The sequence below is a fragment of the Burkholderia pyrrocinia genome (assembly GCF_003330765.1).
Taxonomy (GTDB): Bacteria; Pseudomonadota; Gammaproteobacteria; order Burkholderiales; family Burkholderiaceae; genus Burkholderia; species Burkholderia pyrrocinia_B.
Window position 1 is genome coordinate 3512194 of the sequence record NZ_CP024902.1, and the last position, 14738, is coordinate 3526931.

Here is a 14738-nt window from a genome sequence, read left to right on the forward strand (position 1 = left end):
TCGCGTGACGCCGCGGCCTCGCCGGCCGCCCGATCCGCACCTAGAACTGCACTTCCGGCTTCGCCGCCGAGCGCGTGCCAGGCACCGGCCGGTTGCTCGCGCCGTGGTAGGTGTACACGAGCGAGAACTTCACCTGGTCGGAACGGTTCTGCCCGGCCGAATGCAGCGTATTGCTGTGGAAGAACACGATATCGCCCGCCGCGAGCGGCGGGCACGTGGCCGCATCGATCATCTTCCGGTTCTCCGGCAGGTCGCTGCGGAAGAACTTCGCGTCGTCGAACGCTTCAGCCCCGAATTCGGCCGTGTGCGAACCCGGCACGAGCCACAGTGCGCCGTTCTCGTTCGTTTCCGGCCCGAGTGCGAGCCACACCGACACCATGTTCGGACGCTCGAACGCCCAGTAGCGGAAGTCGCGATGCCAGCCCGTCAGGCTGCCGTACGCGGGGTGCTTCGTCATCATGCAGTTGTGATGCGCGCGGGACAGCACGGGTTCTTCGCCGAAGTACTCGCGCATCCACGCGCCGATTTCGGGCGCGATCGCGCGCTCGGCGAACGCCGGATCGCGCGAATAGGCATCCAGCAGCCGCCGCACCGTGTGCCCGCCCGGTGCATGCTTCGAATCGGGTGCCCCCGGGTAGCGCAGGTCCGCTTCGAATTCGATCGGCTCCGCGGCCTCTTGCAACTGACGTTCCGCGATACGTTTGAGCGCTGCACACTGCTCCGCGCCGACCAGGCCACGCGCGACGACGAAGCCGCGTTCGCGCAATTCCGCGACTTGCGCGCGGATCGATTCCGACTGCAATGGAGACGACATGGGATGCCAGACGTTTATTGTGTGAATGTGACGATTGTAAATCGGCGCCGGATGCCGCGAACAGCACCATTGTCGTGCGCAGGGGCATGCCAATCGGCGATTTGATCCGGATCAGGGAACTGTGCGGCGCGGCGCTAGCCTCACCGACAGGCGGTATGCGGCACACGCCTTGTGGCACAAGGGTTTATCGCGACTTTTGCCCGTCATGAATCCCCTGTAGCCTGACGCGGCCTGTCAATTCTGGCGGGCGCGGCGCGCAGCGACTTTCGGTAAGATGCGCTGCGCAATCCGAGGCCGTTCATACCAGTGCGCTCTTCAAGGGTGCCATCCATACAAGCGAAGCATCGTTCACATGCCATTCCGTCTGTCTTCCCGTTTCAGCCGCGCTGCAAAGCGCGTCGTGCCGTCCGCTCCTGCCCGCTCGCTGCGTCATCACCGCGCACGCGCGCAGGCGCTGGCCGAGCGTACGCACGCACACAGCCGGCTGGACGGCATCCGTGCGTGGTTCCACGCGTTTTTCTCGATGATGAGCACGCAGGCGTTCGCACGCCGTGCCGGCCTGCGCTCGCTGCTGCAGAAGCCGTCGTCGCTGCGCGCGCTCGCATTGCGCCGCGCGCTCGGCCCGCAGCGCCGCGTCAACCGCCCGCGCCGCCTCGCGGCCAGCAACGGCTGGTTCGGGTTCGGCGCGCGCTGAAGCAGCGCCGGCGGGCACTGCCCGCGATGATCGCCGCCGTTGCGCCGGCGATCGGAACGCATAAAAAAACCCCGGCATGGCCGGGGTTTTTCGTTTCGGGCGAACGACGCTTACGCGACGCGTGCCGTCGGCTCCACGCCGGCCGCTTCGGCCAGCGCAAGCGCCTTGTCGGTCGCTTCCCACGAGAATTCCGGCTCTTCGCGGCCGAAGTGGCCGTAAGCGGCCGTCTTCTCGTAGATCGGGCGCAGCAGGTCGAGCATCTTGATGATGCCCTTCGGACGCAGGTCGAAATGCTCGCGCACGAGTTTCGTGATCACTGCATCCGACACGCGGCCCGTGCCGAACGTGTTGACCATCACCGAGGTCGGCTCGGCGACGCCGATCGCGTACGACACCTGGATCAGCGCGCGCGACGCAAGGCCGGCGGCGACGATGTTCTTCGCGACATAGCGGCCTGCATACGCAGCCGAACGGTCGACCTTCGACGGATCCTTGCCCGAGAACGCGCCGCCGCCGTGCGGTGCGGCACCGCCGTAGGTGTCGACGATGATCTTGCGGCCGGTCAGGCCGCAGTCGCCCTGCGGGCCGCCGATCACGAACCGACCGGTCGGGTTCACCAGGAACTTGATGTCGCCCTTGATCAGGTCGGCCGGCAGCGTCGGCTTGATGATCTGCTCGATCACGGCTTCGCGCAGCGCGGGCAGCTCGATGTCCGGTGCGTGCTGCGTCGACAGCACGACGGTGTCGATCGAATCGGGCTTGCCGTCGACGTAGCGGACCGTCACCTGCGACTTCGCGTCCGGGCGCAGCCACGGCAGGCGGCCGTCGCGGCGCAGGCTGGCCTGGCGCTCGACGAGACGGTGCGACAGGTAGATCGGCAGCGGCATCAGTTCCGGCGTTTCGTCGCACGCATAACCGAACATCAGGCCCTGATCGCCCGCGCCCTGGTCGAGATTGTCGTCGTGTGCACGATCGACGCCCTGTGCGATGTCCGGCGACTGCTTGTCGTACGCGACGAGCACCGCACAGCCCTTGTAGTCGATGCCGTAGTCGGTGTTGTCGTAGCCGATGCGCTTGATCGTGTCGCGCGCGATCTGGATGTAATCGATGTTGGCCGTCGTGGTGATTTCACCAGCCAGAACGACGAGACCCGTGTTGCACAGCGTTTCCGCCGCAACGCGGGAATATTTGTCCTGCTCGAGGATGGCGTCGAGAATCGCGTCCGAGATTTGGTCCGCGACTTTGTCCGGATGGCCTTCGGAGACGGATTCGGACGTGAAGAGATAATCGTTTGCCACTTTTTCAGGCTCCTGTGTGGTTACGGTTGGTTTCACGTAGCCAGCTTCGTTGGGCCTGAAGCGGCGACGCTTTAGCGGATTACCAGGACCGGGAAGCGCGCATCGCGCCAGCCGGCTTCGCCCCGCAAGTTGTCAGTTAACTCGGCGAAGACCGTATTATAGCGGCTTTCCTGAATTGTCACAGAGCGCCGCCCGTGCTGCATCTTCCGCTGTCTTACCACCCTGTTTGCTACGCGCCGACCCGCCGGATCCACGGAGGTTCCACATGCTAGGCCGCCTCGGCACGTATCTCGCCATCGGCTTCCTGAAACTGCTCGCGCGATTGCCTTACGGCCTGACCGCGCGCCTCGGCGACGGCCTCGGCTGGCTGCTCTATCAGATCCCCAGCGGGCGAAAGCGCATCGTACACACCAATCTGAAACTCTGCTTCCCGGAGTGGAGCGACGAACGGCGCGAGGAAGTGGCCGGCCAGCATTTCCGTCACGCGATCCGCAGCTACGTCGAGCGCAGCTACCAGTGGTTCGCGTCGGAAGAGACCTACCGCAAGCTTTTCACCGTCGAGAGCGAGGTCGACCTCACCGATCCCGACATGCCGCCGACCCTGCTGCTCGGTTTCCACTTCGTCGGCATCGAGGCCGGCTCGATGGCGATCAATCTCGCGCTCGGCCGTATCTGCGGCTCGCTCTATACGCCGATGAAGAACCCGGAAATCGAAGCCGCGGCCAAAGCCGGCCGCAGCCGCTTCGGCGCGGAACTGGCGAGCCGGGCCGACAGCGCGCGCGTCGTGCTGCGCTGGCTGCGCGACCGCAAGCCGGTGATGCTGGGCGCCGACATGGACTACGGGCTGCGCAACTCGACATTCGTGCCGTTCTTCGGCGTGCCCGCCTGCACGCTGACGGCGGTCGGCCGGTTTGCGAAGACGGGCCACGCGCAGGTTCTGCCGTTCATCGGCGAGGTCCTGCCGAACTACAAGGGCTACCGGCTGAAGGTGTTCAAGCCGTGGGACAACTACCCGACCGGCGACGACGATCTCGACGCGCGGCGGATGAACGCATTCCTCGAGGAACAGATCCCGCTGATGCCCGAGCAGTATTACTGGGTCCACAAGCGCTTCAAGACCCGCCCGCCCGGCGAGCCGAGCCTGTACTGACCCTGCCGGGCAAAACCCGCTGGCGCGCGTATCCCGTGTATCCGCCGCAACGGCGCCGCCACGCCGCACCGCGTCAATCGGCTCCCTCGTCACGCACACGACCAGTCGGCCGATCGGCAGATACGGCCCCCTTCGCCTGCGCAACCGACGCGCAGCCCAGCCCGCGCACGACACCCCTGTCGGCTGCATGTATCATTTGCGGTTGAGATCAGCACGACGAACGAGGCCGCCCGGCGTGGCAGCAAGCCGTTCGCGTCGTGCCGACCGCCTTGTTCGCCATGGAATTCCGGACCCAGTGAAACTCTCGTTCACCAAGATGCACGGCGCGGGCAACGACTTCGTCGTGCTCGACGGCTATTCGCGCGCGTTGCCGCCGCTCACCGAAGCGCAGGTGCGCGCGCTCGCCAACCGGCACTTCGGCATCGGCGCCGACCAGTTGCTGCTCGTCGAAAAGCCAACCGTCGACGGCGCGGATTTCAAGTACCGGATCTTCAATTGCGACGGCGGCGAGGTCGAACACTGCGGCAACGGCGCACGCTGCTTCGTGAAGTTCGTCAGCGACCGCGGCCTGACCGACAAGCGCAGCGTGCGCGTGCAGGTCATGAAGGGCCTGATCACGCTGACGCTGCAGGACAACGGCGAAGTCGTCGTCGACATGGGTGCGCCCGTGTTCGCGCCGGCGCAGGTGCCGTTCGATACGGCCGGTCCAGGCGCGTCGGGCCTCGACGGCCGCGCCGAAGGCCGCGACACGCTGTGGCCGCTCGACGTCGGCGGCGCGACGCGCTGGATCTCGACGGTGTCGATGGGCAATCCGCATGCGGTGCAGATCGTCGACGATGCCGAAGCGTACCCCGTGCTCGAGGAAGGCCCGCTGATCGAGCGCCACGCGCGCTTCCCGCAGCGCGTGAACGCCGGCTTCATGCAGATCGTGTCGCGTAACGAAGTGAAGCTGCGCGTATACGAACGCGGCGCGGGCGAGACGCTCGCGTGCGGCACGGGTGCATGCGCGGCGGTCGCGGCCGGCATCCGGCGCGGCCTGCTCGATTCGCCCGTGACCGTGCACACGCACGGCGGCACGCTGACGATCGGCTGGGACGGCGCGCGCGACGAAGCCGCCGCGCTGATGATGGCCGGGCCCGCCACGACCGTGTTCGAAGGCGAGATCGAATTGAACGCCTGATCCTGCAACGTCCTTGATAACTGAACGCGCCAGCCACATGAACGATCGCGAAGTCGCCGACTACCTGCTCGCCAATCCCGAATTCTTCGCGCAGCACGCCGAACTGCTCGCGACGATCCGTCTCGCGAACCCGCACGGCAAGGCCGCGATCTCGCTGCAGGAGCGGCAGATGGAGATGCTGCGCGACAAGAACAAGCATCTCGAGCGCCGTCTCGCCGAGCTCGTGCGCTACGGCCACGAGAACGACAGCCTGTCCGCGAAGTTCAGCCGCTGGACCGCGCGCGTGATCGCCGAACGCGATCCGTACGCGCTGCCGCGCACGATTGCCGACGGCATCGCCGACGTGTTCGACGTGCCGCAGACGGCACTGCGCGTGTGGGACGTCGCCGACACCTACGCGCAAGCCGACTTCGCGCGCCAGGTCGGCGAGGAAGTACGCCTCTTCACGAACGGCCTGTCGACGCCGTACTGCGGCGCGAACACGGGCTTCGAGGCCGCGCAGTGGCTCGCGCTCGCCGCGCCGGTCGCGAGCGCGGCGGAAGGCGCCGAAGCCGCACCGGCCGGCGACGGCTCGGCCACGTCGGTCGCGCTGCTCGCGCTGCGCGCGCCGCTCGCCGGCACCGATGCGCCGGCGTTCGGCCTGCTCGTACTCGGCTCGCCCGATCCGCGCCGCTTCCACGACGGCATGGCCACCGACTTCCTCGCGCAGATCGCGACGCTCGCGAGCGCCGCGCTCACGCGCCTGCTGCCGCACTGATCCGCCGCACGCGATGACAGACGATCCGGTCGCCGCCTACCTGTCGTACCTGAAGCACGTCAGGCAGCTGTCGGAACACACGCTGCGCGCGTACACGCACGAACTCGACGAACTGAAGAAGCTTGCGGCCGGCCGGCCGTTCGACGCGCTGACGGCCGCCGACATGCGCGGCGCGGTCGCGCGCGCGCATGCGGGCGGGCTGTCGGCGCGGTCGATCTCGCACCGGCTGTCCGCATGGCGCGCGTTCTACCGCTGGCTCGCGCAGCGCATCGAGATGCCCGCGAACCCGGTTGCCGCGGTGCGCGCGCCGAAACGCGCAAAAACCTTGCCGAAAGCGCTGTCGGTCGACGACGCATCGGCGTTGATGGACGCGCCGGTCGCCGGCACGACCGAAGGCATCCGCGATCACGCGATCCTCGAGCTGTTCTATTCGTCGGGGCTGCGCCTGGCCGAGCTGATCGGGCTCGACGTGATGTACACGCAGGCCGACGGCTACCGCTCGGCCGGCTGGCTCGATCTCGCCGAAGCCGAAGTCACCGTGCGCGGCAAGGGCAACAAGGAGCGCAAGGTGCCGGTCGGTCGCAAGGCGATCGATGCACTGAACGCATGGCTCGCGGTGCGCGGCGAATTCGTGAAGCACGACCCGCATCCGCTCTTCCTGTCCGTGCGCGGCAACCGGATGGCACCGGGCGTCGTGCGCGATCGCGTGAAGCGCGCGGCGCTCGCCGCGGGCATCCCCGCCAACGTCCATCCGCACGTGCTGCGCCACTCGTTCGCGACGCACGTGCTGCAGTCGAGCGGCGACCTGCGCGCAGTGCAGGAACTGCTCGGTCACGCGAGCGTGGCCGCAACGCAGGTTTATACGTCGCTCGACTTCCAGCATCTCGCGAAGATTTACGACAGCGCGCATCCGCGCGCGAAGAAGCGCGACTGACGCGCTTCCCGTGTCACCCGCCGCGCGCGGCGACCGGCAACGGTCGGCTTCGCGCGCGGCCCATTTCGATCTCATCATGCAAACCGTCACACTCAAGCCGTCCAAGGAAAAATCGCTGCTGCGCCGCCATCCGTGGATCTACGCCAATGCGATCGACCGTGTCGACGGCAAGCCCGCGCCCGGCGCGACCGTGATCGTGCGCGCGCACGACGGCCGCTTCCTCGCGCGCGGCGCGTACAGTCCGCAGTCGCAGATCCGCGTGCGCGTATGGAGCTTCGACGAGAACGAGCCGATCGACCACGCGTTCTTCAAGCGCCGCGTGCAGCGCGCGGTCGCGCACCGCACGACGATGGTGTCGGGCACGGGCGCGGTGCGGCTCGTGTTCGGCGAAGCCGACGGGCTGCCGGGGCTGATCGTCGACTATTACCTCGCGGACACCGCGGAAGCCGGCGCCGCGCCGCGCGGCCAGCTCGTCTGCCAGTTCATGGCCGCGGGCGTCGAAGCGTGGAAGGACGCGATCGTCGCGGCGCTTGCCGGCGCGACGCGCTGTCCGAACGTGTACGAGCGCTCGGACGTGTCGATCCGCGACAAAGAGGGGCTCGAACAGACGACCGGCGTGCTGGCCGGCGATGCGCCGCCCGCGACGCTGATCGCGAACGAAAACGGCGTGCGCTATCACGTCGACGTGCCGAACGGCCACAAGACGGGCTTCTACGTCGACCAGCGCGACAACCGCGCGCTCGTCGCGCAGTACGCGGCCGACCGCGACGTGCTGAACTGCTTCTGCTACACAGGCGGCTTCTCGCTCGCGGCGCTCAAGGGCGGCGCGAAACGCGTCGTGTCGATCGACTCGTCGGGCGATGCGCTCGCGCTCGCACAGCAAAACGTCGTCGCCAACGGGTTCGACGCCGAACGCGCGACCTGGCTCGACGCCGACGCGTTCAAGACGCTGCGTCGCCTCGTCGACGAAGGCGAGCGTTTCGACCTGATCGTGCTCGATCCGCCGAAGTTCGCGCCCACCCGCGACAGCGTCGATCGCGCGGCGCGCGCGTACAAGGACATCAACCTGAGCGGCTTCAAGCTGCTGCGCCCGGGCGGCCTGCTGTTCACGTACTCGTGCTCGGGCGCGATCGACATGGACCTGTTCCAGAAGATCGTCGCGGGCGCGGCAGCCGATGCCAAGGTCGACGCGCGCATCCTGAAACGGCTCGGCGCGGGCGTCGATCACCCGCTGCTCGCCGCGTTCCCGGAAGGCGAATATCTGAAGGGCCTGCTGTTGCAAATCGTCTGATCGCCCCGATCTTGGCGGACATCGAGATCCGCAGGCCTTGCCTGGCGGGCCAGCGCTTTCGCCTGTCGTCCGGACGACGGGCGAGGGCTTGACAGGTATGTTTCAATGGATAGTTGTGCACCCCGGCTCGTAGCGCGAGGGTGCAACGCACATCCTGGTTTTGACCCCGATTCACGAACCACAGGCGACCGACATGGCCACTCCCGTCACCATCCTTACCGGCTTCCTCGGCAGCGGCAAGACGACGCTGCTCAAGCGCATCCTGAACGAACAGCACGGCATGAAGATCGCCGTGATCGAGAACGAGTTCGGCGAAGAGAACATCGACAACGAAATCCTCGTGCAGGACTCGAACGAGCAGATCATCCAGATGAGCAACGGCTGCATCTGCTGCACGATCCGCGGCGATCTCGCACGCGCGCTCGGCGATCTCGCCGCGAAGAAGCGCGAAGGCAAGCTCGACTTCGACCGCATCGTGATCGAAACCACCGGCCTCGCTAACCCGGGCCCCGTCGCGCAAACCTTCTTCATCGACAGCGAAATCGCCGACGATTTCCTGCTCGACGCGGTCATCACGCTGGTCGACGCGAAGCACGCGAACGCGCAGCTCGACGAACACGAAGTCGTGCAGCGCCAGGTCGGTTTCGCCGACCGCCTGTTCATCACGAAGTCGGACCTCGTCGACGACCAGACCGTCGCCGGCCTCAAGCACCGCCTGATGCACATGAACCCGAAGGCGACGATCAAGATCGTCAACTTCGGCGATGCCGACATCAAGGAAATCTTCGACCTGCGCGGCTTCAACCTGAATGCGAAGCTCGAGATCGACCCCGATTTCCTCGCCGAGGACGATCACGCGCACCACGATCACGATCACGATCACGATCACGATCACGACCATGATCACGATCACGCCGATTGCGACCACGATCACGGTCAATGCGCGCACGATCACGACCACGGCCATCACCATCACGCGCACCACGACGACAAGATCAAGTCGTTCGTGTACCGCAACGACCGCCCGTTCGACCCGAACAAGCTGGAAGACTTCCTCGGCGGCATCCTGCAGATCTACGGCGAGCGGATGCTGCGCTACAAGGGCGTGCTGTACATGAAGGGCGTCGACCGCAAGGTCGTGTTCCAGGGCGTGCACCAGATGATGGGCAGCGACCTCGCCGCGAAGTGGCTGCCGGTGGAGAAGAAGACCAACAAGATGGTGTTCATCGGCGTCGACCTGCCGCAGGACCTGATCACCGACGGCCTCGACGCCTGCCTCGCCTGACGCGCGCGGGCAACCTCCGCGCACCCCGCCGCGCGGCCGCCTTCGCAGGCGGCTGAGGCGGCCGCGCGGCGCCCTTTCCGGGCAGGGTTTCGCCGTCATCGCTTTTTCGCGATTTGCGCGTTATATTTTCTAGATATTGGCGCAACCGACGGGGATCGACCCGATACGGCGCCCGCTTGCGATTCAGTTACAATACGTGCCCGCTGGAGTACGGCAACAAACAGGCCCGGTTCTTGCTGAACCAGTTGTCCGGGCATCGCAACCGCGCCGGATCGCCCATCCGCCACCCGGCCGCGGCCGATGCGATCTGCCGCGCAGCACCCGGTTCGCCGCGCGCGCAAATCCGCGCCAGGCCTATCCTGGTATTTGAGAACCGGTTTTTCCAGAGGCTTTCGGCCCCGCGGCGGCAAATCGCAAATGATTGCAAGCGCGGTTGCGGGTAATCCCAAAGTGCAGGCAATATCTGTCGATTTGCCGCACATTGAAGAAGCAAGCAGATGACGAAGAAACTCTTGACCGAAGCCGAAATCCTGAAGATGAGCGACAAGGATTACATGAATGGGGATCAGCTCGCCTTCTTCAAAGCTCGGCTCGAACAGTTGCAGGCGGAAATCCTCCACAACGCCGGCCAGACGACCGAGAACCTCCGCGAGACGGTGATCGTGCCCGATCCCGCCGATCGCGCGACGATCGAGGAAGAGCACGCGCTCGAGCTGCGCACGCGCGATCGCGAACGCAAGCTCCTCAAGAAGGTTCAGCAGTCGCTCGCCCGGATCGATTCCGGCGATTACGGCTGGTGCGAGGAAACCGGCGAACCGATCGGCATCCCGCGCCTGCTCGCGCGCCCAACGGCCACGCTGTCGCTCGAGGCGCAGGAGCGCCGCGAGCTGCGCCAGAAGCTGTTCGGCGACTGATCGAGCGGCGTTCCGCTCCGACACGCTGCTTCCCGAAAGCGCGCGGCCTGCCGCGCGCTTTTTGTTTTTCCGGCACCGGTTCCCGGCCGCCGATTTGCCCCCCGCCTCTTGATATCCCTGCGCCCGCCCTAAAATGAAACGGATGCGCGCCGGGCCGCTCCCCGGCGCACTGCGATTCACGCGGCGGCGCCTCGCGCCGCCCGACTCTTCCCCGTTTTTCTCAAGGAACGCAGATGGAGCAATTTCACGGCACGACCATCGTTTCGGTCCGGCGCGGCGACAAGGTCGCACTCGGCGGCGACGGCCAGGTAACCCTCGGCAACATCGTCATGAAGGGTGGCGCGCGGAAAGTGCGGCGGATCTACAACAACCAGGTACTGGTCGGATTCGCGGGCGGCACCGCCGATGCGTTCTCGCTGCTCGACCGCTTCGAGGCGAAGCTCGAGAAGCACCAGGGCAACCTGACCCGGGCGGCCGTCGAGCTCGCGAAGGACTGGCGCACCGACCGGATGCTGCGCCGCCTCGAGGCGATGCTGATCGCGGCCGATGCAACCACCACGCTCGTGATCACCGGCAACGGCGACGTGCTCGACCCCGAAGGCGGCATCTGCGCGATCGGCTCGGGCGGCGCGTACGCGCAGGCCGCGGCCCGCGCGCTCGTGGAGAACACCGAGCTGTCGCCGCGCGAGATCGTCGAGAAATCGCTCGGGATCGCCGGCGACATGTGTATCTACACGAACCACAACCGCATCATCGAAACGATCGAGTAAGGACCGCACCATGAGCACCATGACCCCTGCCGAGATCGTCTCGGAACTCGACAAGCACATCATCGGCCAGAACAAGGCCAAGAAAGCCGTCGCCGTTGCGCTGCGCAACCGCTGGCGCCGCCAGCAGGTCGCCGACCCGCTGCGCACGGAAATCACGCCGAAGAACATCCTGATGATCGGGCCGACGGGCGTCGGCAAGACCGAAATCGCACGCCGCCTCGCGAAGCTCGCCGATGCGCCGTTCATCAAGATCGAAGCGACCAAGTTCACCGAAGTCGGCTACGTCGGCCGCGACGTCGACAGCATCGTGCGCGACCTGATGGAGACCTCGGTCAAGCAGACGCGCGAAACCGAGATGCGCAAGGTGCGCAGCAAGGCGACCGACCAGGCGGAAGACCGCATCCTCGACATCCTGCTGCCGCAACCGCGCGCGGTGGGCTTCGGCGGGAACGCCGAACACGCGAACGACGACAACAACGTGACGCGCCAGACCTTCCGCAAGCGCCTGCGCGAAGGCCAGCTCGACGACAAGGAAGTCGAGCTCGACCTCGAGCAGCCGTCGGCCGGCATGGACATCATGGCGCCGCCCGGGATGGAAGAGATGACCGAGCAGATCCGCTCGATGTTCTCGAACCTCGGCAGCGGCAAGAAGCAGCGCCGCAAGGTGAAGATCAAGGAAGCGCTGAAGCTGCTGACCGACGAGGAAGCGGCGAAGATGCTGAACGAAGAGGAAGTGAAGACGAAGGCCGTGCAGAACGTCGAGCAGAACGGCATCGTGTTCCTCGACGAGATCGACAAGATCACGTCGCGCAACAACGAAGGCAGCGGCGGCGAAGTGTCGCGCCAGGGCGTGCAGCGCGACCTGCTGCCGCTCGTCGAAGGCACGACGATCAACACGAAGTACGGGATGGTGAAGACCGATCACATCCTGTTCATCGCGAGCGGCGCGTTCCACCTCGCGAGGCCGAGCGACCTGATTCCGGAACTGCAGGGCCGCTTCCCGATCCGCGTCGAGCTCGACTCGCTGTCGGTGGAAGATTTCGAGGCGATCCTCGACGCGACCGACGCGAGCCTCGTCAAGCAGTACCAGGCGCTGCTCGCAACCGAGGACGTGCAGCTCGATTTCGCCGACGACGGCATCCGCAGGCTGGCCGAGATCGCGTATTCGGTCAACGAGAAGACCGAGAACATCGGCGCGCGCCGACTGTACACGGTGATCGAGAAACTGCTCGAGGAAGTGTCGTTCTCGGCCGGCAACCACGCCGGCGAGCGCGTGACGATCGACGCGAAGTATGTCGACCGGGCGCTCGGCGAAGTGTCGCAGGACGAAGACCTGTCGCGCTACGTGCTGTAACGCGGCACTCGGCATTCAACGAAAAACGGGCGGCTCCGGTGGAGCCGCCCGTTTTTTTGGGGCCGCCGCGCCCGCCCGTCAGCGGTCGTACTCGACCGACACCGTAAACTGCATGTCGAACGGATCCGACCAGCTCAGGTTCGCGAACGAGAAGTCGGTACCGCCCGTCCAGCCGACCACCGACGGAAACGCCACGCCCTGATCGCCCGGCACGTTGAGCGTCACGGCCGTGCCCGGCTGCGCGGGCGTGGCGCGGGCGGACCCGTTGACGAAGACCGCCGACGTCTGCCCCGCCGACGTCGCGCGAACCTGCACGTTGCCGCGCTTGACGAACGGCAGCCCCGCTTTCGACGTCCAGCCGAGCGGGAAGGTCGCGCCGCCCGCGAACGTGCTGGCCGTACCCGGCGTCAGCATGTCGCGCGTCGACTGCGCGGGGTCGTGCCACTGATACTGGCGCAGCGCGTCGGGCGACGGCGACGGGGTACGCAGCCGAACCGTATAGTGCCTTGCCGGCGCCGCCGTGCTGCCGTTCTGGTAGAGGTCGATCGTATAGGCGCTGAACGGCCTGATGTCGGCCAGCTCCACGGCGCTCAATTGCGGCTTGGACCACGCCGTGTTGTTGCGCGGTGCGTCGCCGGGCCACGTGAACACGCCCTGGTTCGCCGGGTCCTGCGCGACGCCGGCCAGCCGATAGTTGTTACGGCATTGGTTGCCCTTCGCGAGCGCGGCGAGTTGGGCCGGCGTCTGCCCGCTGGCGATCTGCGCGCGGATATTGAGCGTGTCGCACGTGCCGCTCGACGGCTGGAGGAACACGCCGTTGCGCAAGCCCGGGCCGTTGACGATCGCGAAATCCACGGCCTTGCCGGCTGCATCGACGATTCCGACCTGCAGGTTCAGCGAGTCGACGAACGCGTTGGTGCCGGTCGACGGATTGGCCGGATTCAGCCAGTCCCACTTCTGCGCGTTCGCATTCACCTTGGTCAGCACCGCGCGCTGATTGCCGATCACGCGCCAGCCGGTGTCGCCGCTCGCGCGGGCACCTTCCTTCACCGCCAGTTGCACGTGCTGCTGCATGCCATCGCGGATGCCGTCCGTGCGCGTCCACGACAGCTTGACCCACATCGTGTCGCCGGCGATCACGCGAATCACTTCCGGCAGGCTGAAGCTTGCATTGTTCATCCCGTCGTCGGCCACGATGCCCGGCGACGTGCCGAACTCCTGCTGCACCGACATCCCGTTGTTGAGGTAGGTCGCGGGCACGCCGGCGTTCAACGCGCCGGACGCGACGTCGTCGACGACGAGTTGGCTGCAGGCCGGCACGCCGCCGCCGAGACGCGCGGTGGCGGTGGTGCCAGCGAAGCATTGGTTGAACGCGGCCTGCAGCGAGGCGAGATCGCTGGCGCTCGGCAGGTTCGACACCGACGCGCCGTTGATGGTCGCGACGGCCGGCAGGCTGGCCTTGTCGCTGGCTTGCGGCGCGACGCCCGGCGCGAGCTGAAGCTGTGCGGGCGTATCGCTCGACGCGCCCGCCACCGAGCTGATCTGCACGCCGCCGTCCGGCAGCACGTTGACCTTCAACTGGTCAAGCAGCCGGTCGAGCCCAGGCGCGCCCGCGGTCAGCGGCCCGGCGATCAGGTCGGCGCCGGCGTTGCCGGTTGCGGACAGTACGTCGGCCAGCGCGGCGGAGTATGCCTGCACGGCGCCAGCGACGGCCTGCGCCGTTATCTTGCTCTGCAGCAGCCCGGTGTTGCCCAGCAGCTTCGTGGGGTTGTCGCCGACGATCGTGGCGGCGATCGCATTCGTGAGTGGCGTGATGTTGATCGTCTGCGTGCCCGCGGTGGCGCTGAGCGAGATCAGCGTCGCCTGCGAATCGGCGACGTTGCCGACGGCCGACAGTGCGAAGGGCGCGGTCATGCCAGTCACCGTGCAATGGAACGCGCCGGTGGTTGCGTCGGCCGGACAGTCGACCGATTTGCCCGTCGTGTCGACGAGCGTGACGGTCGCGCCCTGCATCGCGGCACCCGCCGCCGCGACGCCGCTGACCGTCTGCGCGGCCGGCGGCGGCGTGCCGCCGGACGACGAATCGCTGCCGCCGCCGCAAGCAGTCAGGACCAGTGCGGCAATACCGAGTACGACAGGTGTGCGTTTCATTGCGTTTCCCCCGAGAACCTTCTGGTTGTTGCGTGACATACGCGTCGCGCACGCACGCTGAATGGCGGGGATTCTCGCAAAACCGATTTTCCGGATCATCATCCAGGTAGATGAAAATCGCGACCGCACATGCCTCTGTTCGCAAA

At 66.6% G+C, this 14738-nt stretch carries 13 protein-coding genes; 10 read left to right on the forward strand and 3 right to left on the reverse strand.

Going from position 1 to position 14738, the window contains the following annotated elements:
• Window positions 1-40: 40 nt before the first annotated feature.
• On the reverse strand, window positions 41-814 hold the full coding sequence (locus tag CUJ89_RS17040; RefSeq protein WP_114178347.1) for a phytanoyl-CoA dioxygenase family protein: 774 nt from the start codon (window positions 812-814) through the stop codon (window positions 41-43).
• 352 nt (window positions 815-1166) lie between these two features.
• Here CUJ89_RS17040 and CUJ89_RS17045 point away from each other — a divergent pair, with 352 nt between their 5' ends.
• The gene (locus CUJ89_RS17045) at window positions 1167-1508 is read left to right on the forward strand and encodes a hypothetical protein (RefSeq protein ID WP_114178348.1); all 342 of its coding nucleotides are present in this window, start codon (window positions 1167-1169) and stop codon (window positions 1506-1508) included.
• Window positions 1509-1618: 110 nt separating this feature from the next.
• Here the strand turns inward: CUJ89_RS17045 and metK are convergent, their stop codons facing one another.
• Window positions 1619-2806: a methionine adenosyltransferase gene (gene metK / locus CUJ89_RS17050; RefSeq protein ID WP_114178349.1), complete on the reverse strand. Its 1188-nt coding sequence runs from the start codon at window positions 2804-2806 to the stop codon at window positions 1619-1621.
• 265 nt (window positions 2807-3071) lie between these two features.
• On the opposite strand from metK, the gene CUJ89_RS17055 reads away from it, so the two are divergent.
• The 9 genes from CUJ89_RS17055 to hslU all read left to right on the forward strand — a co-directional run bounded on the left by CUJ89_RS17055 (window position 3072) and on the right by hslU (window position 12441).
• The gene (locus CUJ89_RS17055) at window positions 3072-3956 is read left to right on the forward strand and encodes a lipid A biosynthesis lauroyl acyltransferase (protein WP_114178350.1); all 885 of its coding nucleotides are present in this window, start codon (window positions 3072-3074) and stop codon (window positions 3954-3956) included.
• 295 nt (window positions 3957-4251) lie between these two features.
• Window positions 4252-5136 (forward strand): diaminopimelate epimerase, encoded by an 885-nt coding sequence (dapF, locus tag CUJ89_RS17060; RefSeq protein ID WP_114178351.1) that lies wholly within the window; start codon window positions 4252-4254, stop codon window positions 5134-5136.
• A 37-nt stretch (window positions 5137-5173) separates the two neighbouring features.
• On the forward strand, window positions 5174-5893 hold the full coding sequence (locus CUJ89_RS17065) for a DUF484 family protein (protein ID WP_114178352.1): 720 nt from the start codon (window positions 5174-5176) through the stop codon (window positions 5891-5893).
• A 13-nt stretch (window positions 5894-5906) separates the two neighbouring features.
• Complete coding sequence (gene xerC, locus CUJ89_RS17070) at window positions 5907-6827, forward strand: tyrosine recombinase XerC (RefSeq protein WP_114178353.1); 921 nt, start codon at window positions 5907-5909, stop codon at window positions 6825-6827.
• 76 nt (window positions 6828-6903) lie between these two features.
• Window positions 6904-8118, forward strand: coding sequence for a class I SAM-dependent rRNA methyltransferase (locus tag CUJ89_RS17075; protein ID WP_114178659.1), 1215 nt, complete (start codon window positions 6904-6906; stop codon window positions 8116-8118).
• A gap of 193 nt (window positions 8119-8311) precedes the next feature.
• Window positions 8312-9403, forward strand: a complete 1092-nt coding sequence (locus CUJ89_RS17080) for a CobW family GTP-binding protein (RefSeq protein WP_114178354.1) — start codon at window positions 8312-8314, stop codon at window positions 9401-9403.
• Between the two features lie 497 nt (window positions 9404-9900).
• Window positions 9901-10317 (forward strand): RNA polymerase-binding protein DksA, encoded by a 417-nt coding sequence (dksA, locus tag CUJ89_RS17090; RefSeq protein WP_114178355.1) that lies wholly within the window; start codon window positions 9901-9903, stop codon window positions 10315-10317.
• Between the two features lie 233 nt (window positions 10318-10550).
• The gene (hslV, locus tag CUJ89_RS17100) at window positions 10551-11087 is read left to right on the forward strand and encodes an ATP-dependent protease subunit HslV (protein WP_114178356.1); all 537 of its coding nucleotides are present in this window, start codon (window positions 10551-10553) and stop codon (window positions 11085-11087) included.
• Window positions 11088-11097: 10 nt separating this feature from the next.
• The gene (gene hslU, locus CUJ89_RS17105) at window positions 11098-12441 is read left to right on the forward strand and encodes an ATP-dependent protease ATPase subunit HslU (RefSeq protein ID WP_114178357.1); all 1344 of its coding nucleotides are present in this window, start codon (window positions 11098-11100) and stop codon (window positions 12439-12441) included.
• 78 nt (window positions 12442-12519) lie between these two features.
• On the opposite strand, the gene CUJ89_RS17110 is transcribed toward hslU, so the two are convergent.
• Window positions 12520-14592 carry a hypothetical protein gene (locus CUJ89_RS17110; protein ID WP_114178660.1) on the reverse strand — a complete coding sequence of 691 codons (2073 nt, stop codon included), beginning with the start codon at window positions 14590-14592 and terminating at the stop codon, window positions 12520-12522.
• Between the last annotated feature and the right edge of the window lie 146 nt (window positions 14593-14738).